This is a genomic window from Oceanobacillus damuensis (genome assembly GCF_001618145.1).
GTDB classification, from domain to species: Bacteria; Bacillota; Bacilli; order Bacillales; family Amphibacillaceae; genus Oceanobacillus; species Oceanobacillus damuensis.
This window is the reverse complement of record NZ_LQNF01000049.1, coordinates 1-21,587: the sequence shown is the minus strand read 5'-3', so window position 1 is coordinate 21,587 and position 21,587 is coordinate 1. Positions and strand designations below refer to the sequence as shown.

Genomic DNA, 21,587 nt, shown 5'->3' with positions numbered 1-21,587 from the left:
GGAGTGTATACGGGCTGCGGTTGCCGAAGTAACATGCTTCCATTACCAGGTTAGAGATCCCACATATAAAGATTACTTCGCATTTCATATCAAATGCGAAGAGAATAAAACAACAAACATTACAAGAAGGACTAAAAGAAAAAAGCCCCTATTCAGGGCTTCTTATTAAAGAAGATTCATGAGCTGAAACAGCGCCTTTTTCATGAAGACAACTGTAAATGTTATGGTATGTTTTAATGTCGATTTCCCCATTAATATATTTTTTTTGATAATAATCCAGCAGATTGTCTATGGTTTGAGGCGCAAATTTGTGCTCCATTTCAAAGGCATCCAATAGTTCATTAAGCATAGAAAACCCCCATCACAAGTTTTATTGTAGCTATATATACAACTATATGATGGAGAAGTGGCATTCATTCGATTTTTCCATTAATAGTTTTTCGGTGCTGGTAAATCCACAGTTTGGACAAGACTCTTGCTGTCAAGGTCGTAGATGCTGTATTGATTGTTTGAAAAGGTGTATATTGAATCGCCAACCGAAACCATGCGTTTTATTTCTGACTCCCAATCAGGATAATCCTGTTGTTCTGTGGGCTGGTGTGAAATGGTATCGTGCAGCTTAATACCATCTTCAGCTGTAATGCTATAAAGAAAAGCACCTTCATAAACAAAGGATTGATCTTCGTAAGTGGCACCTCCCTGGGTTATCAGCTTACTTTCATACAAAGCAGCAGGAAATCCGAAAAGATCTCTGTCAGGATGTTTAAACAATACTTTATGATTATAGTTAATTTCACTGTGGGAACCGGCACTGCCAATAATTTCGTTCTGCTTTTCAATTGGGTTTGCCGGATCGCTGACATCAAACAGGGAGATTTTCAATCCATCGTTTCTCACCAAGGGCTCAGAATTATTATCATTTTGAACGAGCTTCGTATTTTCTCCAAAACCGATGACATGATTTTCATCAAGTGGGTGAAGATAATTGCTGAAGCCAGGAATTTTCAGTTCTCCCAGGACAACAGGGTTTGTTGGGTCTTCAAGATTAATTACAAATAACGGATCGATCTGTTCGAACGTGACCATATATGCAACATCCTCCATGAAACGAACACTGAAGATCTGTTCGCCCTCAGCAAGGCCTTCGACAGAACCGAGTGGATGGAGATCCAGATCATAGGTATACAGATTATTGGTAGAAGGGACATCTGAATTCCACATACCTCCCTTGGTTGTAGCTACCCGGAATGTACCGTTTCTTTCGTCCATGGCAAACTGGTTGATCAGGGTACCGTTAACAACAACGGAAGCATGGTAATTCATATCTCCTTCATCTATTTTAAATTGAAAGATCTCCGTGTCCATATCCATTGGTTCCCTAATCATCATATCAGCGGTACCATCGTTTGTATCTTGATTGTCATTTTTATACTTGTTCGTCGCAAGATATAAATGATCCTTTGACATATATACATGGTTGGATGCACCTAGATATGTCTTGATTTCTGCTTCTTTTTCCATATCGGTCAAATCGATTGAAGTCAGGAGCAGATAATCTGTTTCATTGCTGTCAGGAAAAAAGTACATATCGTCATAGGACACCGATTGCCCAGCTTCACTTTTGGCAGTATCTTTAATATATGGTCTGATGTCCATCGCCTCCTCCTCCATTATGTGAAAGTGGGGGTATTGGTTGGCAATCAGGTAAAGGTGATCGCCAAAGAGTCTGGAGGCAGTTAAATTTCCTTCCATCGATATTTCTCTTATTTTTTCCGGTTTGTTTTTGTCTGAAAGATCATAGATTTGTGCTGTGGTAACTTGTGACATAGGTGGGAAAATCGCAATTTCCTCATTGTCACTCCTGTTGGAACCATTTGATTCATCTAGTTCCCGTAACGGCTCATAGCTGTATCCAATACTGATGAGCAGATTATCGTGCAAATAAATTTCCATTGGATGAAAATTTTCTTCTTCAATCTTGCTGATTAACTGACTATCTTGTTCTTCTGAGGAAACAATGATAATGTCGGTATCCCGGGAGAAATAAATATATTCTCCGTCCGTTTGAACCGTATTTCCTTCAGCAATTCCGGAGACCTGATTATTTGTACCGGAAAAATTATTTCCTTCACTGCCAGACGAATCGGAAGAAGAAGAAGTCATTTCCCCTGATTCTTCTTCAATGTCGTTGGAAAACAGATGGACTGATTCTTCTGCTGTTTTGCCGCGTTCCGTTAGTAAGGTAACAAGTTGTTCCTGATTTTGAATTGATGGTAACTCAGAAACAGCTGTAAATGAGTGGCTGAATGAATTGGAGAGATTTTTCCCGTTTTTCGTCAGGACATTTTTTGATATGTTAATCGTGTATTTCTCGTCAACAGTGTACCCGTTCGCAGGAGGGGTTAATGTCAGATTTGTTTTGTCATCATTCCAAACCATTGAAACCCCAACCTTTTCTCCCTTTTCATTAACGACAGACACGTGTTCTGAAGTAAACGATTGGGGATCCATTTGTTCCGGAAAATTGACAGTCCAGTCCTTCATCGCAGAAGCATAACTGGAGGCTGCAGGTATTTCTGGAATCAGTTTATTTGATAGCGAAATATAGATGACGATACTTGCTGCGAATAGTGCTCCAATGCCTATCCATACTAATCGTTTTTTCATACATACACCTCATTTCAAAATGTTCTTGCTTAATCACTTAGACGACATTGAAATGAAATCGTTACATATTTGAAATGGAAATATAATAAATTTTAAAAATTTTTAATTGGTGTGGATGCTGCTTAGCGAAAATGCCTGCAATACTTAATATCAAGAGGCTCAAAAAAGCCTGTCCAAGTTAAAATGGAGGGCAGGCTTCTTATTATCCACGAAAAGTAAGTATATTTAACAGCATCCCGATGCCAAGCTTAAACAGCAAGTTCGGTTTCAAAGCTATCCATTATAGGAGCTCCTACAGCTTGTGACTGATATATGCGATGTCAGCATAGACATCTTTTCACACCGAAAAAATTACTCATCGATTCAGGTCAAGCCAATACGCCATTAACCGGTGCTATCGCTTTTATTTCACGGGTTTATTTGAGAAAAACAGTGCAATTGTTCCTGGTCCGGCATGGGAACCGACTGCTGCTCCAACGATGTCTATTACAATATCGTCCTTCTTGACACCAAACTTATCACTGATCATGGAAGCAAGCAGTTCGGCTTTTTCCGGGTCATCCCCATGACTGATGCCGATCGTCTGATTTTGAAAGTCTGTACCACGCTCTTCCATAACCTCCACCATACGATGGAGTACTTTCTTAGACCCCCGTATTTTTTCGAGTGGGATAAGCTTGCCGTCCTCCACATGAAGCAAAGGTTTAATTTTAAGCAACGTGCCTACGAATGCTGCTGTCTTGCTGACACGGCCACCACGGTACAAGTATTCGAGATTATCCACCGTAAAAATATGTTCCATATGCTCTGCCTGGTATGAAGCCGCTTTAATGATTTCCTCGACTGAAGATCCGTTCTTGGCAAGCTTTGCAGCATGAATAGCCACGAGACCGCAGCCGATCGATGCACATCTTGAGTCGATAATATGGATAGGTGCATCCGGATAATCTTCTCTCACTTCCAGCTCCATCATTTTAGCTGTCTGATATGTTCCAGAAAGCTCTGAAGAGAAAGCAATGTATATGAGCGGTACATTTGCTTCAGCATATTTAGTGAAAACGCCTTTGAAAAGTTGAGGTGAAACCTGAGAAGTTTTCGGCGTCTTGCCATCTCTCATAGCGTTGTAGACTGTTTTTGGATCGATTGTTTGTCCATCCTGATAGTCTTTTCCATCTAAATGAACAGTTAATGGTACCATTTCAATGTTAAATTCGTTATAATAATGCTTTGACAAATCACTTGCACTATCCGCAAGAATTTTAATAGACATTTTACCACCTACATTCTGATTTAATTTAGTATATTCAGTTTAAAGCTATTTAGAATTTTAGTCAAAAAAGTAATAATTGGAATAGTAAAAATGCAAAAAAAGGAGGCACATATATGTTTATGATGGAAGCAAGACGGATCATTGTTGTAATTTTTGGTGCGTTATTAAATGCAATTTCCCTTAATTTCTTTCTGATCGGAGCGAATGTGTATGCCAGTGGTTTTACAGGCGCAGCACAGCTTCTAGCCAGTGTGTTTAATGACTTCATCGGGTTTAATGTCAGTACGGGAATATTGCTGCTGCTGTTAAATGTCCCTGTCCTAATAGTAGGGTGGTATAAAGTCGGTAAAGGTTTTACGATCTACAGTATTTTCTCCGTATTCTTTACCTCTCTGTTTTTGCAGTTTATACCAGTAATTGCCCTTTCAAATGATATTATGCTGAACGCTGTATTTGGTGGAGTAATCTCCGGGATTGCTGTGGGTTTTACATTGAAATCCGGTGCGTCGACCGGTGGTATGGACATCGTTGCCATGATTTTATCCCGTTTGAAGGACAAGCCAATCGGAAACTATTTTTTAACTATGAATGCAGTAATCATCGTGCTTGCGGGTGTTTTTTACGAACCTGAAAATGCCTTATATACAATGCTGACTTTGTATGTGTCTACACGGGTGATTGATGCAATTCATACGAGACATGAGAAAGTTACAGCGATGATTGTTACGCTTAAGGCCGATGAATTACAAGCGGCAATCCACAAAAAGATGGTACGCGGCATTACGATTCTGCCTGCAAAGGGCGCATATACGAAAGCTGATAAAAGCTTAATGTATCTCGTTATTACTCGGTATGAACTTTATGACTTGGAAAAGATTATAAATGAAGTGGACCCGAACGCATTTACCAATATAGTTGAAACAGCAGGGGTGTACGGATTCTTCAGACGTGACTGATAAGGAGGGAAAACAATTGAGGTATATTCTCGTATTAGCAGCACTATTACTGGTCGCTGCATGTGGAAATGATGAAAATAACGATCGTAATGCTACAGACTCTGATAATGCCCTGACCGAGAACTCTGCAGTGATGTTTCAAAACATTGATGTGAAAGTGGAGGGAACAGAATTCCTTTTAACTGGTGAGGCATCTTCTGCCACAGGTGAAATATTTTATGTGATTGACCAGGGCGATGACGTTCTAATGGGTGAAAAAAGTATCTCACTTGAAGGGGCGGAGCCGGGAGAGTGGGCTGCATTTGAAATTAATGAAACTCTACCTGTTGCTGTTGAAGGCACAGAAGACCCGCCGATCATTACGCTGTATGGGAAAGATGAAAACAATGAAATGGTAAATCCAAATTATATTCCGATCGATCTGAAATAATATTTAAGAAGAGCGAACCGAATGGAGATTATTCCTCGGTTCGCTCCTTTTAATACCGATCCGTAATGGCAGTAACCCCGCGAAAGGTTACGCACATCACCTTCCTGCCAAAATAGCAATCAATTAGTAGCCGTGTTTTTCAAAAACTTCCAGCACTTTTGGGCTCAGTTGGTCCCATTCTGTATCAAGCTGTTTATTGACAGTAATAAAGTTTTGATAGCCAAAAACATTATCTACTTCTTCAATTTTCATCAAATCATTCATGATTTCATACTCGCTTGTATTGCCAGGCATTACAGAAACACTGCTTGTACCTTCGAAAATCACTTTATCTGTTGTAAATTTCATTGCATTCGGGTTAGGTGTAGCTTCCACACGAATTCCCATAGCATTCCCTCCTTAATCATACATACCTATATAGTATCAGAAAAGCGTAGTTTAAAAAAGCAAAAAAATGATCTCCCAGGATGGATGTTCACTGGAAAGATCATTTTTTTGCAAACCCTTTTTCATTTTAGAAATGATCCGGCGATCGCTTTGTGTGCTGCATGTTATTGTAATTGATTGTGCTGTTTCAATTGCTGTTCAAGCTGTTTTAATTGCTGACGTTCCTCAGGGGAAGCCTCCTGATAAGCGGACTGGATGGCATTCTGTGCAGCCTGCTGATCCTGTTGACTGGCTTGGCCCGGCATATTCATCATATTTGTTACCGCATCTCTGGCTCTTTCAAATAAGTTATTTTGCAATTAAAACCCTCCTACAGTATGGCTGTCAGTCTCTTCGTTTTTACGTTCCGTTTCAGATAGCGTAGAACGGTAGGTGAACACCTCTGCATGTTTTTTCACAGCGGCAGCACCTTGATGGCTAAAACGCTTTGATTTACTCCGCTTGCCCAAGATGAAAACCTCCCTGGAGAAAATTACTCAAACAGATGCTGAAGTAAAGCAAAACTAAAGTGAACGTGTATTTACGTTCACTGATAGTATGATACAGATTCACTTTTATATTGCAGGTAACAAATGGTGATTAACCCGTTTTTATTTTAATGTTCAGATATTCCTCAAGGAAGATACCTATCCCGTCTTCCTGATTTGTAAGGGTCTGATGATTGGCTAGGGACTTCAGCTCACTGATAGCATTCCCCATTGCTACGCCCACACCGGCATAATCAATCATTTCCAGATCATTGTCCTCATCGCCAAAAGCGATAATTCGATCCTGTGGAATATTATAATAATCGGCAATTTTTTGCAGTCCGACCGCTTTGTTCATGCCCTTTTTAATAATTTCAATAATATTCCAGGGAGCGCCCCATTTGCGGTGTTCAATAATTTCTGCGTGGTAATCATTCAAATGACTTCTCAATTGCTGAATATGGTCTTTTTTCGGATGGACGAGTACGGACGTTGGATCCGAGTTCAATTTTTCCTTTAAATTACCAATAATGTATGGCGGTTCATTTTGGGTTTCCTGAAAAATATCAATAATATCCTGATCGAAGCTGTCAAGATATACATCATCCATAACTTCCGCCAGTATATTATTGACATCCAGTTCATAGCAGGCATCGATGATCGTGTGTGCCGTTTTAAGCGGCATTGGAGTATGCATGGCAAAATCCCATGTCCGATCCTGGGGATGGTGTATCAATGCACCATTGAAATTGACCATCGGTGTATTGAGCCCAAGTTCCTTATAATAATCAATGCTTGCCCGATGAGGTCTGCCTGTAGCTATCACAACGACATGACCTTCATTCATAGCAGTTAAAACTGTTTGCTTTGTCCGATTACTTATTTCTTTTTGATCAGTTAAAAGTGTGCCATCTAAATCCAATGCAATTAAATGTTTTTCATTTTTCATAAATTCACCTCATATGTGAATAGTTTATAAATTATTACAGTATATGTAAAGTAATAAATAATTTACATTGTTTGCAGTGATCCATCAATACATTTAGAATAGAAGGTAACATGAGAATTGAGGAGAGGTACACCTGGATGATTGGAATATATAAAGAAAATATAGAGTCGATTCCGAGCTTAATCATTGTTCATAGCGATAAAAAAGAGGAAGCCCTGCCTACAGTCACTTATTACCATGGTTTCACAAGTGCCAAGGAGCACAATCTCCCGCTGGCATATTTGCTTGCTGAAAAAGGTTATCGGGTGATTTTACCCGACAGTATGTATCATGGAGAAAGAGAACCGAATGTACCTGCCCTGAAAAAGCAGATTTCCTTTTGGGAAATCGTGATGCGCAATGTACAAGAGCTGCAAACAATCAAAAATTTTCTTGATAAACAACAATTGCTTCTCGATAACCGATTTGGTGTGGCTGGTACAAGTATGGGCGGGATTACAACATCGGCTGCCCTTACGCAATATCCATGGATCAAAACTGCAGCAATCCTGATGGGATCTCCTAAAATAACCACATTTGCCAAAACACTTGTGGAAAGCTTCAAAAAAATGGGTGATTTGCCAGTTACCGATGAAATGATTGAAAGCATGTACAAACGCCTTGAAAAAATGGATCTGTCACTCCAGCCGGAAAAGCTGAATGATCGTCCATTATTATTCTGGCATGGTGAAAATGATTCAGTCGTTCCATTTGATCATTCCTTCACCTTTTTCGATGAGACGGTACAGCTCTATAAGAATAAAGAACATATCCACTTCATCAAGGAACCAAATACCGACCATAAAGTAACCCGACATGCTATACTGGAAACAGTCAAATGGTTTGAAAAGCATTTATAATAAGTTATGCTATTTTGATTTAAATTATTTAATAAAAGGATAATTTATGTTTAAATAGTAGTAGGAAATGATAGGAGGTAAATACGATGGATGAAGCTCTAAAAGAAAACCTGATGGGCGCCCTTGAAAATGTGATTGACCCTGAACTGGGAATTGATATTGTCAACTTGGGCTTAATATACGACGTAGATTTAAATGATGAAGGTGTCTGTGATGTGACGATGACGCTAACGGCAATGGGTTGTCCATTATCTGCTCACATTGAAGCAGATATCAAACACGCACTTGCTGATATTCCTGAAGTAAAAGAAACCAATGTAAATATTGTCTGGAGTCCACCATGGGGCAAAGAAAGAATGTCCCGCTACGCCAAAATAGCATTAGGAATTCCTGATTGATGAAAAGAACTTCCATGAAAAGGCGATGACCTTTCGTGGAAGTTCTTTTTATCTATAGAGTATAATAACTGTGCAACTAAGTCATTCGACTAAGGGCTTGACGAACGCCAGGTTTTCAAATAGAGCAGAATTAGTATTTTACTTACATATGTTCAACAAAGGCAGCTGCCTAAGGTTCAGGTAGCTGCCTTCCGTTTTCTTTCTGCATCTTACAAGAAAAAGATTACTAACAACCCAACTACTACACAATAATAAGCAAAGTATCTTAAGTTTCCTTTTGCCATGATGTTCATGAACCATCTTAACGCGAAATAAGATGCGATAAACGCTGTAATAAATGCCACTACGTATGGGATCCATAATGTGCTGAAGGATGGATCGCTAAGAATAGCTGGTATTTCTAATATCGCTGTACCAAGACTGACAGGGATATACAGAAGGAATGAGAAGCGAAGTGCTGTTTCCTGTCTCATCCCAATAAGCATGGAAGCAACGATGGTCGCACCCGATCTGCTGATGCCTGGTGTCACTGCAATAGCTTGAGAGAATCCGACAATCAGCGCGTCTTTGATTGTCAGGTCACCGTCATTTTTTCTACCGCGAAGATTACGAATCATCCATACGGCAGCTGCTGTAATCAGTAAAGTCACACCGACTACATTCATGGCATTTTCATTGATGATTTGTCCAATAGCGTCTCCGAACAGAACTCCAATAACACCAACTGGAATGGTTGCAACAATCAGGTAAATGATAAATCGGAAATCACTTTTGGCTGTTTCTTCTTTTTTCGTAACATAGAGCCAGCCATTCCGTATTAAACGAACAATATCCCTACGGTAAATAGTCAATACTGCCAATAATGAAGCGAAGTTGACGAATATTTCAAAAGACAGTCCGGGTGAATCGATCGCAAAAAGCTCTCTGAAAATCATGATATGCCCACTGGAGGATATTGGGATCGGTTCCGTGACGCCTTGGACAAGTCCTAATATAAAGTATTGTATGATTGTCCATAATTCTACTAAGAAATCCATTGTATTCTCTCCTTATTTCAATAGCTTATTCTCTTTTTTGTCAGACAGTAAATCTTTATGAAACAGAGATTTAACCGTCTTATTTAGTGGATACTGTACATTCAAATGCTCAACTCCTCTGTGTTGGCAAGAACTTTACTTAATCGCCAATACAAGTCACCAACCCATAGGCCATTGAATAGGCTGAGGGTGAGGAGGATGATGAAAATGAATCATGATACTAAACATATGTATGACCTTTGTAAAAACCATATGCATTCCTATGTTCTTGCACAAACGACAGATGGTTCGCAATTTGATGGAATTATTACCGGGTTGGATGATGAATACGTTTATTTTGCTGTGCCATTGGATAGCAACGAATCTCATGAACAGGGGTATAACGATATGAGACAGTTCGGTTATGGTTATCCAGGATACGGTTATCCGGGATATGGTTTCCCAGGCTATGGATTCGGCCGGCCAAGAAGAAGATTCAGACGTTTCGTACTGCCCCTGGCGGCACTTGCAGCATTAAGTATTCTTCCTTGGTACTAAAAACGAAAACCCTTGCCATCTTTGCTGAAAAGGCAAGGGTTTTTCTGTAATTGTTAATTTTCTGTTTTGAGTACTCCATCGCCCATGATAAACGCGAATATCGCGAAAACAGCAGCGAGTACCAAGGCATCTCCCACTACAAAGGGTTCTCCACCCATACTTGTCAAAACATAGGATACTGCCGCAGCAATCAATACTGACCAGATAATTGTCATTATGTAACGCACATCAAACACCTCACCTTGTAATAATTCTATTGTAGGTTGCTTTGAAAACCACCTCATCGAACACTAACACTTTTGTCTAATGGTAACATCATTTTATGGTTAGAACGACTTTTTTCAAATATCTTTTATATTTTATCAAATTTTTTTCCGAATTAAAAGGATTGTACTGAAATATTAGAAGGAAAAAAGAGGGGGAATTGTGTGTGACCACCGTTCTAGTTGTCAATTGTAATCATTGGATTGGTTACCATATAGTAAATACTCTGCTTGAAAATGACAAGAAGGTAGATGGAATAGCAAACTTGGGAAGAAGTAATAAGCCAAAAAAAGGAGAGGTACTGATTGAGGAGGATCTCAGTTTATATTATGGAAGGAACAGTTCCTTTTCGATGATTGATTCTGATGAAGAGAAGTATTATGAAATTGGGATTATTGCAGGAGGCGACCATCTAAATCTAAATCAAAAAGTGAAAAAGCTTTACGTCATTAATCCTGAAGACGAGGAAATCCGATCATCAAACGATAACAATTTTACAATCATTAAGGTTCCTTTACTTTTTGGTGAGTGGATGCCGATGAACGAGAAAGGGATGTTTCGAAAAGAAGAATTTATTCCCTTTCGTTCAGACTATTTTAAAAAGAATGCAGTATATGTACGGGATTTTGCTGAAGGGATTCTGCAATGGCTTGAAGTTCCAGGACTGCCATTAATTTTGCATGTCTATTCCAGACATTATAATAGAGGGGTAGACGCGGAACTTGAAAAAGTTATCTATCTGCGTGAAAATGTACCTATAATTAAAAGGATTAATTCTGTGGTCGATCATTACAGATTATTGAGTAATTTTAATAATTGACACGATTTTATTAGAAGTACATTATGTACCCATATTTCTGATGCAGGTAAAATAGGTACAAAGGCAGTGCTGATATTGCGGAATGGAGTGTCCAACTTGAAAAAGATTACCAACGTAAGTTTAGCTATAGCATTCATATATATTCTCTCAGGCTGTGCGTATTTTGAAACGGGGAAAATTCAAAATGTCGGCTTTCTGATTGACACTTCCATTGATGATAGTGCCTGGAGCGAAAAAGGGTATATTGGTTTGCTTGAAATTGAGGAAGAATTCGATGTCCAGGTATACTACGAGGAGAATGTTGATACGAAAGCTGAAATTAATGGGGCTGTAGCCGAGTTTGTGCAGGATGGCGTCAACCTTATCTTTGGCCACAGTAATATGTATGGCAGTTATTTCATGGAAATAGCAGAATTATACCCTGATGTCCATTTTGTTTATTTTAATGGAGGTAATTACGCAGAAAATGTAACGAGCCTGAATTTCAGCTCCCATGCGATGGGATTTTTTGCAGGAATGGCAGCAGGTGAAATGACAGCGACAAATTCAGTTGGTATTATTGCAGCACATTTATGGCAACCTGAAATTGAAGGTTTTTTTGAAGGAGTCAAGTATCAGAATCCACAAGCTGTGATTGAATTCAATTATATTAATGATTGGCATAATACCGACATTGCGGTCAGTATGTATGAAGATATGCGACAAAAAGAAGTGGATGTTTTTTATCCGATCGGTGATATGTTCAGTGAAAGTATTATCGAAATGGCAGAAGAAGACGGATTATATGCCATCGGGTATATTTCAGATCAGCTTGAATTGGCTCCTGATACGGTCCTGACAAGCACCATCCAGCATGTGGACAAGCTATATGAAGAGAGCGCAAAACAGTTTGATGAAGCTAACCTTGAAGGGGCTGTAATGTCCTTTGATTTTAAGGATGGATATATTTCACTTGGCCAATTCAATGATGAGGTCCCTGAATCCTTCCAGAACGAGTTAGAGGCACATGTTGAAAACTATATGGAAACAGGCTTGCTACCTCATGAAAAATGAATATAGGTTCGAATAATAATCAATTTTTCTTGCTATATTTATAAACTTACATTAAAATTAGTACCAAGTCATAATAATTGATAATAACGATTGATATATAAGGGAGCGGTCAAATATGGGTGTAGGTATATTAGGTACAGGTCATTACCTTCCGACAAATATAGTTACGAATAAAGATATGGAAAAAATCGTTGACACAAACGATGAATGGATAAGAACCAGAACTGGTATTGAGGAAAGAAGATTGGCGTCCGATGATATCGATACATCGGATATGGCATATCATGCAACGCTTGGTGCACTTGAGGAAGCCAATGTGGACGCAGCAGATATTGATTTAATTTTAGTGGCTACAGTGACACCCGATACGCCTTTTCCATCTGTAGCCTGCATGCTGCAGGATCGAATTGGAGCAACAAAAGCGGCTGCAATGGATATAAGCGCCGCGTGTTCCGGCTTTATGTACGCACTGATTACCGCTAAGCAATTTATCGAAACGGGTGCCTACAAAAAAATCCTTATCGTTGGTTCCGAAAAACTGTCTAAAATCACAAACTGGGAAGACAGAGGTACATGTGTCCTTCTAGGTGATGGTGCCGGTGCCGCAGTGGTTGGCGAAGTATCAGAAGGTAAAGGGATTTTATCATTTGAATTAGGTGCCAATGGTGCTGGTGGCATGGAATTGTACCAGAACGAAGATGATCATCTAGTTATGAATGGTCGTGAAGTATATAAATTTGCAGTAAGACAAATGCCGGAATCAACGGTTAATGTTATCGAGGAAATAGGTTACAGCAAGGAAGATGTTGATTATCTTGTTCCACACCAGGCAAATATCAGAATCATGGAGGCTGCACGTCAGCGGCTTGGTATCGCAGAGGATAAAATGGCTACAACCATTAAAAAGTATGGTAATAATTCTTCCGCGTCCATACCTATGGCTTTGTCAGAGTCAGTAAAAGAGGGTAAAATAAAAGATAATGATTTAATTGTATTGGTAGGTTTTGGTGGCGGTCTTACATGGGGCGCAGTTGCCATGCGCTGGGGAAGATAAGCCATTTATTTATGGAAGGAGGAAGAACATATGGAAAAGAGAAGAGTGGTCATTACAGGCTTAGGTGCCGTAACACCATTAGGTAACAATGTAAATACAATGTGGGAAAATATTTTAGCCGGTAAATCCGGAATCGATTTCGTAACGAAAGTTGATAAAGATAACTATCCTGCCAAAGTAGCTGCAGAGGTAAAAGACTTTGATCCAACCCAATTTATGGACAAAAAAGATGCTCGTAAAATGGATCCCTTTACCCAATACGCTGTCGCTGCATCCAAAATGGCTGTAGAAGATGCAAAGCTTACGATTGACGACAGCAATGCACATCGGGTTGGGGTATGGATTGGTTCAGGTATCGGTGGGATGAAGACATGGGAAGAACAGCATACCAAGTTATTGGAAAAAGGTCCTAAAAGGGTCAGTCCTTTCTTTGTACCGATGATGATTCCTGATATGGCTGCAGGCCAAGTATCCATTCAACTAGGTGCAAAAGGTATCAATTCATGTTCCGTAACAGCCTGTGCATCCGGGGCTAACTCAATTGGTGATGCATATAAAGCAGTTGAGCGTGGAGATGTTGATTATATTATTGCCGGAGGAACAGAAGCACCGATTTCCGATATGGCTTTCGCAGGTTTCTCATCAGCAAAAGCGTTATCAACGAATGAAGATCCGAGTAAAGCAAGTCGTCCATTCGATAAAAACAGAGATGGCTTTGTAATGGGTGAGGGTGCTGGAATTCTGATTTTGGAAAGCCTGGATTCGGCACTGGAACGTGGAGCACATATTTACGGTGAAATAGCCGGATACGGTGCAACAGGTGACGCTTATCATATTACTGCTCCAGCTGAGAATGGAGAGGGAGCGGCACGCGCGATGCAGCATGCTCTCAGAGATGCAGGGATCTCTCCTGAAGAAGTTGATTATATTAATGCACATGGTACAAGCACAGAACTTAATGATAAGTATGAAACCGCAGCAATCAAGACGGTTTTTGGAGATCATGCCAAAAAATTAGCTGTTTCATCCACAAAATCGATGACTGGTCATTTGCTGGGAGCTGCTGGAGGTATTGAGGCTGTAATCTCTATCAAGTCAATCAAAGATGGAGTTATTCCAGCAACCACTAATTATGAAGAGCCGGACCCAGACTGTGATCTGGACTATGTTCCAAATGAGGCAAGAAAGCAGGATGTAAATGTGGTTGTAAGCAATTCACTTGGCTTTGGCGGTCACAATGTTGCACTTGTATTTAAAAAATATCAATAATTGATAAGCTGTTCAGCTGATTGCTGAGCGGCTTTTTTTTAGCTGGAAAGTTATAAACTTTTGTTTCTCATTAACATGTAAATCAATGCACCTCTCGAATATACATAGCATTCTTTTCGACAACTCATCATAAGATGTAATAATAAAATGGACAAGCACAGGTGAGGGGATTTGAATGGGATACGTATTTATATTTTTGATAGGATTTGGACTTGCTGTCACTGGGGGAGTAACCATTATTGCCTATATGAATTTCCTTCCTGCAGGCTTGTCCTGGAATGATTATTTTATATTTATAAGTGGAAGAATGGAATGCTATTTTCTCCCGCTAGGTATTTTAATTATGAGTACAATTTTATATCGTTATCAGAATTAAATTTCATGCAACTTCTCGAATATTTTTCTCCGTGATGGTCATAATGTATTTTAATCGGAAAATGAAAAGTGAGGGTTGTTTATGTTATATTTGCACGATGTTTGGGTGAACTGGTTTGAAGGAGAAGAGAATGGTTACAGTGTCTGTCATTTTCATGAATGGAGAAAAGAGGACAACATTGAACTATTGGATCAAGTACCTTTACTATACATAACAGAAACACTATACAATTACATTGAGAATGATATGCATGATCTGCCGAGTACTTTGCTTGATTCGATATACAAACGGGCCTATACACGGAAGGGACAGAAACGATCTGTTGTGGAATACGCATGTATTGTGACAGATGGGAACGACATTCTCGCATTCGATACGATTGGCTATTCCATTCCTATTCGCAAAAGTAGATTAATCCCGCGTCAGGAACAGCTTGTATTTGACATGATAGATAATACGAAACCCCAGTCCTTCAAATTTGATGATAGTGAATACGAAAAAGAATACCACATGCTTTCCATGCCTCCAGAATTTGTTTTTGGACTAACAAGAAAGGAAAGGCAGATGAAGCAGTTGCTCATGATCGGCCTAGATCAGCTGAAAACGACCAACAACAGAGAGGAATTGCGCTACTGGCTGACAGAATGGGATCCAAAGCAGTATCCGGCAATCCGTTACATGGATGAGGAAAGAGTATGGGAAACATTGTATAACGGAGTAAAAGAAGGCTGGAGTGAAGCTCATGAGGATTTATGCGCAAAACTGGTACGCGGTCAGCCCTTTTTGGAAAAAATGTGGGAAGCTGAGATTGGACCGGAGCACAATACATCGAGTCAAAAATAGGAGCTTGGTTCGGTCCGATATTGTTTCTTCTCTTGGTTTAACTTTCAGATTGTCGGTTGAATGGCTATGATTTTACCGAACTGTTGAAGTTCACAGTAAAAATGCCGAAGTTCACAATTTAGATGCCGAAGTTCAAAGCTTAGAAGCTCATTGTTCACCATATACAAGCCGAAGTTCACAACTTCAGGCGGAAATCACTTTGCTGATCAACCACATTTTGGCTGAAAAAGCTTGCAATCAATTAGAAATGCGCCCGAACGTAACCGTTGGGCGCATTCATTGTATTCCGTTATTTTCTTACTCTGCCAAGGCCCATTGCTTTTTTTGCTTTAGCAACCGTTTTATTGGCGGTAAAGGATGCTTTTTCCGCACCTTTATCCAGAATATCATCCAGTTTTTCGGAGTTAACCAGTTCAGCATATCTGTCCTGAATTGGTTTTAGCGTATCAATGACAGCATTTGCCACACCTTGCTTGAATTCTCCATAACCTTTACCTTCGTATTTTGCCTCGAGAGACTTGATTGATTCACCGGTACAACTGGAGTAGATGGTCAGCAGATTGGAAACACCAGGTTTATTGTCTTTATCGTATTTTACGATGCCATCTGAATCCGTTACAGCACTTTTAATTTTTTTCTCAATTCTTTTAGGTTCATCAAGCATCGAAATGAAGCCTTTTTCATTTTCATCAGATTTACTCATTTTCTTCGTTGGTTCCTGCAGCGACATAATGCGTGCACCAACTTTTGGGATGCGAATTTCAGGGATGGTGAAGATATCGTTAAAGCGATTGTTGAAGCGCTGCGCTAAATCTCTAGTCAGCTCAAGATGCTGTTTTTGGTCATCTCCAACAGGAACAACATTCGAATTATAGAGTAAAATATCTGCTGCCATGAGAGATGGATAAGTAAGCAAAGCAGAGGAAACAGCGTCTTTTCCTTCCGATTTGTCTTTATACTGTGTCATACGTTCCAATTCACCAACATAGCTGATTGATTGCAGCATCCAACCTAACTGTGTATGGGCAGGTACCTCGGATTGCACAAAAAGTGTAGAGCTTTCCGGATTGATTCCAGAAGCAAGATAAAGTGCTGCCAGTGAGCGAATATTATTTCTTAATTTAAGACGATCCTGTGGGACAGTAATTGCATGCTCATCCACAATACAGAAATAGCAGTCGTAATCGTTCTGTAATTCAACAAACTGCTGAATAGCCCCGAGATAATTCCCGATGGTCAGTGTACCACTCGGCTGGATTCCTGAAAAAATAGTTTCCATTACTTTCACTCCATTTTTTATAAGTAAATTTTTAAAAAGCATAAAAAAAATCCATTCTCTCCCCAGGAAAAGGGACGAATGAACCGCGGTGCCACCCTAATTACCTTACATAAAATGTAAGATCACTTTATTTTATAAGCTCGAAAGTCCAATTCCAATTAACCTTGATGCTTGTTTTCACCAACCACAAGCTCTCTAAAAATCAGCGGGCAATTGTACTACGTCAGTCTCATTGCTATTTGTATGAAATTGTTTATTTAATTATAGATCATTTTTGAGAGAGAATGCAAATGATATAGGATACAAAATACATTAATGGCTAAATATTTTTCATTGATAGGAAAAATTTGTTCGAATTGGCGGTTTGCAACCCTTACCGCAGCCAATTCAGTGGGCCGTGTTGTTTTATTCTACAATCTATCATCCTTGATTGATGTTCGATGGCGCCAGCCCTTGCAATAGTACCAACACAGATAGCATATTATGTGAAAAAAGTAAAAAACTTGATTTCCGCCCTATAATATGTAGAATAGGAAGAGTTATCATCTTGCTACCATTAATTAATGAGTGTTTTATCAGCTTTCCAGAGGCTGAATGTTTTCTCAGTACAAATCCTCCCTATCCTGAGAAGTCATATTGTTAAACATGCTAAATGTGAATAGTTTCTGGGCTCTTGATTAAGATCCATTCTTATTGATTACATACAGCAGGATGCAACGATAATTATCCCAAACTCTTTTCGCATCGGTTAATCTACCAGATGTAAAAGTGAACCTCCCCATACACTAGTCGTTCAGGAGAACCACCGTCTCTTTCAACATTTACCTGAAAATGAATGACACACTTGATTTACTTTTATTTAAGAAAAACACTATATTGCTGAATGGAATGTAACAGAATTTTAGTTGGATTGCTATCGATTAACTGGATTCTTTGTTACGTATTTCACAATATTAAAGAAAGAAGGAGAAAAAATAACGGAACAGTTAGCTGAAGACTAGGTTTTTTCAATGTCGTCTAATTTAGATTTGCCCTAATAAACGGAAAATTTATTTTGTTTTCTGATATCGTTCAGAAACCCTGGATGATTGAGGTTATTGTTTTAAAAACGTTTCCAAAGCTCAAAAAATGGAGATGCTTTTTAGTATATTTAATTAACGTCAAAGGAGGTTATAATATGCAATTATTACCGCGCGAAATTGATAAGCTATTAATTGTCGTTGCCGCAGATCTCGCTAAACGAAGAAAACAACGAGGTCTTAAATTGAATCACCCTGAAGCAATAGCGCTGATAACCTATGAAGTAATGGAAGGTGCAAGGGATGGTAAATCTGTTGCTGAATTAATGGAGTACGGGGCAACAATTTTATCACGTAATGATGTAATGGACGGTATTCCTGAAATGATTGACGATATCCAGGTAGAAGTTACCTTCCGGGATGGCACAAAATTAGTTACAGTGCATAATCCAATTCACTAAAAACAGAAAGCTAAGAATTAGCCCAGTCATTTCGGTGATACTCGTGCAGGAGGAGAGCTTTATCTTTTCTAACTTTGTACATAAAAATAGACATTGGCGCTGGTTTTTGCCGTAACCTGAAATAGATATTTTTATGATTTTCGATAAGCTATGAAAGGGCTGAGATAGTAATGATACCAGGTGAATTTATCCTGAAAGATGAAGAAATTACCTGTAATGCAGATAGACCAAATTTAAAAATTACGGTTATTAATACGGGAGACCGACCAGTACAAGTTGGTTCACACTTTCATTTTTATGAAGTGAATACGGCACTAAAATTTAGTCGAAAAGAGGCATATGGGAAGCGATTAAATGTTCCTGCGGGAGCTGCAGTCCGCTTTGAACCAGGTGATGAAAAAGAAGTGGAATTGATTGATTATGCTGGTGAACGCAAGGTATATGGATTTAATAATAAAGTAGATGGCCTATTAGAAAGCGGGGATATCAATGAGTTTTAAAATGTCCAGGGAGCAATATTCTCAAATGTACGGACCGACAACTGGTGATTCGATCCGCTTAGCAGATACGAATTTGTTTATTCAAATTGAAAAAGATTATACCGTTTATGGCGAGGAAGTTGTTTTTGGTGGTGGTAAGGTAATTCGTGATGGGATGGGACAGCATCCACTAGCAACGCGTAAGGATGGTGTTCCCGATACTGTCATTACCAACGTTGTAGTTCTGGATTACACGGGAATTTATAAGGCGGATGTTGCACTGAGAGATGGGCTTATTTACAAAATAGGAAAAAGCGGCAACCCGCTCATCATGGACAATGTCGACATTGTTATTGGTACTTCCACAGAAATCATTGCTGGTGAAGGTAAAATTCTAACTGCAGGTGGGATTGACACTCATGTTCACTTTATCAATCCAGCCCAAGTAGATGTGGCACTCACTGCTGGATTAACTACATTAATTGGCGGTGGAACTGGTCCAGCCGCTGGATCTCGTGCGACTACCGTAACTCCAGGTGAATGGAATATGCATCGCATGCTACAGGCTGTTGACGGATTACCAATCAATGTGGGCTTAACAGGAAAAGGTCATGCCGCAAGTGTTGAGCCGTTAGCTGAGCAGATTCATGCGGGTGCAATTGGCTTAAAGGTTCATGAAGACTGGGGAGCAACTTCTTCTTCGTTGGATTATTCACTAAGGGTTGCAGATGAGTACGACATTCAAGTGGCACTTCATGCAGATACATTGAATGAGGGCGGATTTATGGAAGATACGATGCGTGCCATCAAGGATCGTGTTCTTCACATGTATCATACGGAGGGTGCAGGAGGAGGACATTCCCCGGATTTAATCAAATCTGCTGGTATGATGAATATCCTGCCGTCATCAACGAACCCAACATTGCCATATACAGTAAATACGATTGATGAACATTTGGATATGCTGATGGTTTGCCATCACCTAAACCCTTCTGTTCCAGAGGATATTGCTTTTGCGGATTCGCGGATTCGCAGTGAGACTATAGCTGCAGAAGATGTTCTGCAGGATATGGGTGTTTTCAGTATGATAAGTTCTGATGCACAGGCAATGGGGCGAATCGGTGAAGTTGTCCTAAGAACGTGGCAGACAGCTGATAAAATGAAAAAGCAGCTGGGCATTATGAAAGGTGACTATGAGTATGCAGACAATAATCGTGTGAAGCGATATATAGCCAAATACACGATCAATCCAGCAATTACACATGGTATTTCGGAATATGTAGGCTCAATTGAGGTTGGCAAGATTGCTGATCTTGTATTATGGGATCCAAAGTTTTTTGCGGCTAAACCGGAAATGATTCTGAAGAATGGTCTAGTGGTCCAAAGCCTGATGGGGGATGCTAACGCTACAATTCCCACACCGCAGCCAATGATTTATAGACCAATGTATGCCTCAGTTGGAAAGGCATTAGCCAAGAGCTCGTTTACATTTATCTCTCAAGCTGCATATGACAATAAAGTCCATGAGCAACTTGGTCTTGAGAAGCAGATTCGACCTGTTCGTGGGATTCGTAATCTTACAAAGAAAGATATGAAATTAAATAGCGAAACACCTGACATTGACGTGGATCCGCAAACATATGAAGTAAAAATAAATGGTGAAGTTATAACCTGTGACCCTGTTGACACCGTTCCAATAGGACAACGTTATTTCTTATTTTGAGGTGAAGAAAATGATTATCGAAAAAGTTATTACGAACATACATGATTTAGAACCAGATGAATTGAAGAAACGCCACAAAGAAAAAGTATATCTGGAAAGTGCACATTTAGTAAAACGTATTCAGCGAGTGGAAACAGACCATGGACGTGAGTTGGGGATCCGATTGAAAGAATCTCGGGATCTGGAAGCCGGGGATGTTCTTTATATGGACGATGAAAACATGATTATAATTGATGTGCTATCTGATGATTTATTGATTATTCGTCCGAGAAGTATAAATGAAATGGGAACCATCGCACACCAGTTAGGGAACCGGCATTTACCCGCACAGTTCGAGGGTGACGAAATGTTAATCCAATATGATTATTTAGTAGAGGATCTATTACAAGAGCTTAAAATCCCATATAAACGTGAAGAACGAAAGGTAAAACAAGCATTTCGCCATATAGGACATAGCCATGGATGATAAGCTATTATCTTTGTTTCAATTATGTGACTCTAACTTCCCAACAGGAGGATTTAGCCACTCATTTGGTCTTGAAAGTTATATCCAGGATGAAACGGTTTATGATGACGCAACATTTTCAAAATGGTTGACGGTTTATTTGCATGAACAGCTTGTCTATTCAGATGGTTTGGCGGCAAGACTTGTTTATGATGCACTCGTGGCCAATGATTTAGAGGAAATCTGGAAGTTAGACCGCATGGTTACGGTTCAGAACCTGGCAAGAGAAACGAGAGACGGTACGATGCGGATGGGCGAGCGCATGGTTGCTATTTCAGAAACCCTATATGAAGCACCAATTTTGACCTTGTATCGACAACGAATTAAAGCAAAACAATCATTTGGACATCCAGCGATTGTATTTACAATGGCTGGACACTTTTGT

At 39.6% G+C, this 21,587-nt stretch carries 26 protein-coding genes and 1 other annotated feature; of the genes, 16 read left to right on the top strand and 10 right to left on the bottom strand.

Annotation, left to right across the window (positions count from 1 at the left end; translation table 11 throughout):
• Positions 1–148: 148 nt before the first annotated feature.
• The 3 genes from yppF to A4245_RS18620 all read right to left on the bottom strand — a co-directional run bounded on the left by yppF (position 149) and on the right by A4245_RS18620 (position 3,937).
• Positions 149–349: a YppF family protein gene (yppF, locus tag A4245_RS18630; RefSeq protein WP_067730706.1), complete on the bottom strand. Its 201-nt coding sequence runs from the start codon at positions 347–349 to the stop codon at positions 149–151.
• A gap of 80 nt (positions 350–429) precedes the next feature.
• On the bottom strand, positions 430–2,667 hold the full coding sequence (locus A4245_RS18625) for a beta-propeller domain-containing protein (protein WP_067730704.1): 2,238 nt from the start codon (positions 2,665–2,667) through the stop codon (positions 430–432).
• Positions 2,668–3,070: 403 nt separating this feature from the next.
• The gene (locus A4245_RS18620) at positions 3,071–3,937 is read right to left on the bottom strand and encodes a DegV family protein (RefSeq protein ID WP_067730702.1); all 867 of its coding nucleotides are present in this window, start codon (positions 3,935–3,937) and stop codon (positions 3,071–3,073) included.
• A gap of 113 nt (positions 3,938–4,050) precedes the next feature.
• On the opposite strand from A4245_RS18620, the gene A4245_RS18615 reads away from it, so the two are divergent.
• Together A4245_RS18615 and A4245_RS18610 are read left to right on the top strand one after the other, a co-directional pair.
• Positions 4,051–4,893 (top strand): YitT family protein, encoded by an 843-nt coding sequence (locus A4245_RS18615; RefSeq protein ID WP_067730700.1) that lies wholly within the window; start codon positions 4,051–4,053, stop codon positions 4,891–4,893.
• A 16-nt stretch (positions 4,894–4,909) separates the two neighbouring features.
• Positions 4,910–5,323, top strand: coding sequence for a hypothetical protein (locus A4245_RS18610; protein ID WP_067730698.1), 414 nt, complete (start codon positions 4,910–4,912; stop codon positions 5,321–5,323).
• A 123-nt stretch (positions 5,324–5,446) separates the two neighbouring features.
• Here A4245_RS18610 and A4245_RS18605 read toward each other — a convergent pair whose 3' ends face one another.
• The 4 genes from A4245_RS18605 to A4245_RS18595 all read right to left on the bottom strand — a co-directional run bounded on the left by A4245_RS18605 (position 5,447) and on the right by A4245_RS18595 (position 7,186).
• On the bottom strand, positions 5,447–5,710 hold the full coding sequence (locus tag A4245_RS18605) for a NifU N-terminal domain-containing protein (protein ID WP_067730696.1): 264 nt from the start codon (positions 5,708–5,710) through the stop codon (positions 5,447–5,449).
• A gap of 164 nt (positions 5,711–5,874) precedes the next feature.
• Positions 5,875–6,069, bottom strand: a complete 195-nt coding sequence (locus tag A4245_RS18600) for a DUF3813 family protein (RefSeq protein WP_067730694.1) — start codon at positions 6,067–6,069, stop codon at positions 5,875–5,877.
• On the bottom strand, positions 6,070–6,219 hold the full coding sequence (locus A4245_RS20455) for a hypothetical protein (RefSeq protein WP_199860717.1): 150 nt from the start codon (positions 6,217–6,219) through the stop codon (positions 6,070–6,072).
• Positions 6,220–6,349: 130 nt separating this feature from the next.
• Positions 6,350–7,186 (bottom strand): Cof-type HAD-IIB family hydrolase, encoded by an 837-nt coding sequence (locus A4245_RS18595; protein WP_067730692.1) that lies wholly within the window; start codon positions 7,184–7,186, stop codon positions 6,350–6,352.
• A 137-nt stretch (positions 7,187–7,323) separates the two neighbouring features.
• Here A4245_RS18595 and yjfP point away from each other — a divergent pair, with 137 nt between their 5' ends.
• Together yjfP and A4245_RS18585 are read left to right on the top strand one after the other, a co-directional pair.
• Positions 7,324–8,085, top strand: a complete 762-nt coding sequence (gene yjfP / locus A4245_RS18590) for an esterase (protein ID WP_067730689.1) — start codon at positions 7,324–7,326, stop codon at positions 8,083–8,085.
• Positions 8,086–8,171: 86 nt separating this feature from the next.
• Entirely contained in the window at positions 8,172–8,483 is a 312-nt protein-coding gene (locus A4245_RS18585) for a metal-sulfur cluster assembly factor (RefSeq protein ID WP_067730687.1), read from the top strand.
• A gap of 209 nt (positions 8,484–8,692) precedes the next feature.
• On the opposite strand, the gene A4245_RS18580 is transcribed toward A4245_RS18585, so the two are convergent.
• The gene (locus A4245_RS18580) at positions 8,693–9,520 is read right to left on the bottom strand and encodes an undecaprenyl-diphosphate phosphatase (protein ID WP_067730685.1); all 828 of its coding nucleotides are present in this window, start codon (positions 9,518–9,520) and stop codon (positions 8,693–8,695) included.
• A 207-nt stretch (positions 9,521–9,727) separates the two neighbouring features.
• Here A4245_RS18580 and A4245_RS18575 point away from each other — a divergent pair, with 207 nt between their 5' ends.
• Positions 9,728–10,057 (top strand): hypothetical protein, encoded by a 330-nt coding sequence (locus A4245_RS18575; protein ID WP_084268868.1) that lies wholly within the window; start codon positions 9,728–9,730, stop codon positions 10,055–10,057.
• Positions 10,058–10,110: 53 nt separating this feature from the next.
• Here the strand turns inward: A4245_RS18575 and A4245_RS18570 are convergent, their stop codons facing one another.
• Positions 10,111–10,341, bottom strand: a complete 231-nt coding sequence (locus A4245_RS18570) for a DUF2929 family protein (RefSeq protein WP_067730683.1) — start codon at positions 10,339–10,341, stop codon at positions 10,111–10,113.
• Between the two features lie 146 nt (positions 10,342–10,487).
• Here A4245_RS18570 and A4245_RS18565 point away from each other — a divergent pair, with 146 nt between their 5' ends.
• The 6 genes from A4245_RS18565 to A4245_RS18540 all read left to right on the top strand — a co-directional run bounded on the left by A4245_RS18565 (position 10,488) and on the right by A4245_RS18540 (position 15,736).
• On the top strand, positions 10,488–11,141 hold the full coding sequence (locus A4245_RS18565) for a hypothetical protein (RefSeq protein ID WP_067730681.1): 654 nt from the start codon (positions 10,488–10,490) through the stop codon (positions 11,139–11,141).
• Positions 11,142–11,228: 87 nt separating this feature from the next.
• A complete protein-coding gene (locus tag A4245_RS18560; protein ID WP_324609870.1) occupies positions 11,229–12,194 on the top strand; it encodes a BMP family ABC transporter substrate-binding protein in 966 nt (321 codons plus the stop codon).
• A gap of 115 nt (positions 12,195–12,309) precedes the next feature.
• Complete coding sequence (locus A4245_RS18555; RefSeq protein WP_067730678.1) at positions 12,310–13,248, top strand: beta-ketoacyl-ACP synthase III; 939 nt, start codon at positions 12,310–12,312, stop codon at positions 13,246–13,248.
• A gap of 30 nt (positions 13,249–13,278) precedes the next feature.
• A complete protein-coding gene (gene fabF, locus A4245_RS18550; RefSeq protein WP_067730676.1) occupies positions 13,279–14,517 on the top strand; it encodes a beta-ketoacyl-ACP synthase II in 1,239 nt (412 codons plus the stop codon).
• 175 nt (positions 14,518–14,692) lie between these two features.
• Positions 14,693–14,893 (top strand): YuzI family membrane protein, encoded by a 201-nt coding sequence (locus tag A4245_RS18545; RefSeq protein WP_067730674.1) that lies wholly within the window; start codon positions 14,693–14,695, stop codon positions 14,891–14,893.
• 81 nt (positions 14,894–14,974) lie between these two features.
• Positions 14,975–15,736, top strand: coding sequence for a YjbA family protein (locus tag A4245_RS18540; RefSeq protein WP_067730672.1), 762 nt, complete (start codon positions 14,975–14,977; stop codon positions 15,734–15,736).
• A gap of 289 nt (positions 15,737–16,025) precedes the next feature.
• On the opposite strand, the gene trpS is transcribed toward A4245_RS18540, so the two are convergent.
• Entirely contained in the window at positions 16,026–17,015 is a 990-nt protein-coding gene (gene trpS, locus A4245_RS18535) for a tryptophan--tRNA ligase (protein WP_067730708.1), read from the bottom strand.
• 67 nt (positions 17,016–17,082) lie between these two features.
• Positions 17,083–17,257, bottom strand: a binding site (T-box leader).
• 935 nt (positions 17,258–18,192) lie between these two features.
• Here trpS and A4245_RS18530 point away from each other — a divergent pair.
• From A4245_RS18530 to A4245_RS18510, 5 genes are all read left to right on the top strand, one after another.
• Positions 18,193–18,495, top strand: a complete 303-nt coding sequence (locus A4245_RS18530; protein ID WP_067730670.1) for an urease subunit gamma — start codon at positions 18,193–18,195, stop codon at positions 18,493–18,495.
• A gap of 170 nt (positions 18,496–18,665) precedes the next feature.
• The gene (locus tag A4245_RS18525; RefSeq protein WP_067730668.1) at positions 18,666–18,995 is read left to right on the top strand and encodes an urease subunit beta; all 330 of its coding nucleotides are present in this window, start codon (positions 18,666–18,668) and stop codon (positions 18,993–18,995) included.
• Positions 18,985–20,697 carry an urease subunit alpha gene (gene ureC, locus A4245_RS18520; RefSeq protein WP_067730666.1) on the top strand — a complete coding sequence of 571 codons (1,713 nt, stop codon included), beginning with the start codon at positions 18,985–18,987 and terminating at the stop codon, positions 20,695–20,697. The genes A4245_RS18525 and ureC overlap by 11 nt, the downstream gene beginning before the upstream one ends.
• A 10-nt stretch (positions 20,698–20,707) precedes the next feature.
• Complete coding sequence (gene ureE / locus A4245_RS18515; protein ID WP_067730664.1) at positions 20,708–21,163, top strand: urease accessory protein UreE; 456 nt, start codon at positions 20,708–20,710, stop codon at positions 21,161–21,163.
• The coding region (locus A4245_RS18510; RefSeq protein ID WP_324609869.1) for an urease accessory protein UreF at positions 21,156–21,587 on the top strand (432 nt) is incomplete at its 3' end. The genes ureE and A4245_RS18510, both read left to right, overlap by 8 nt.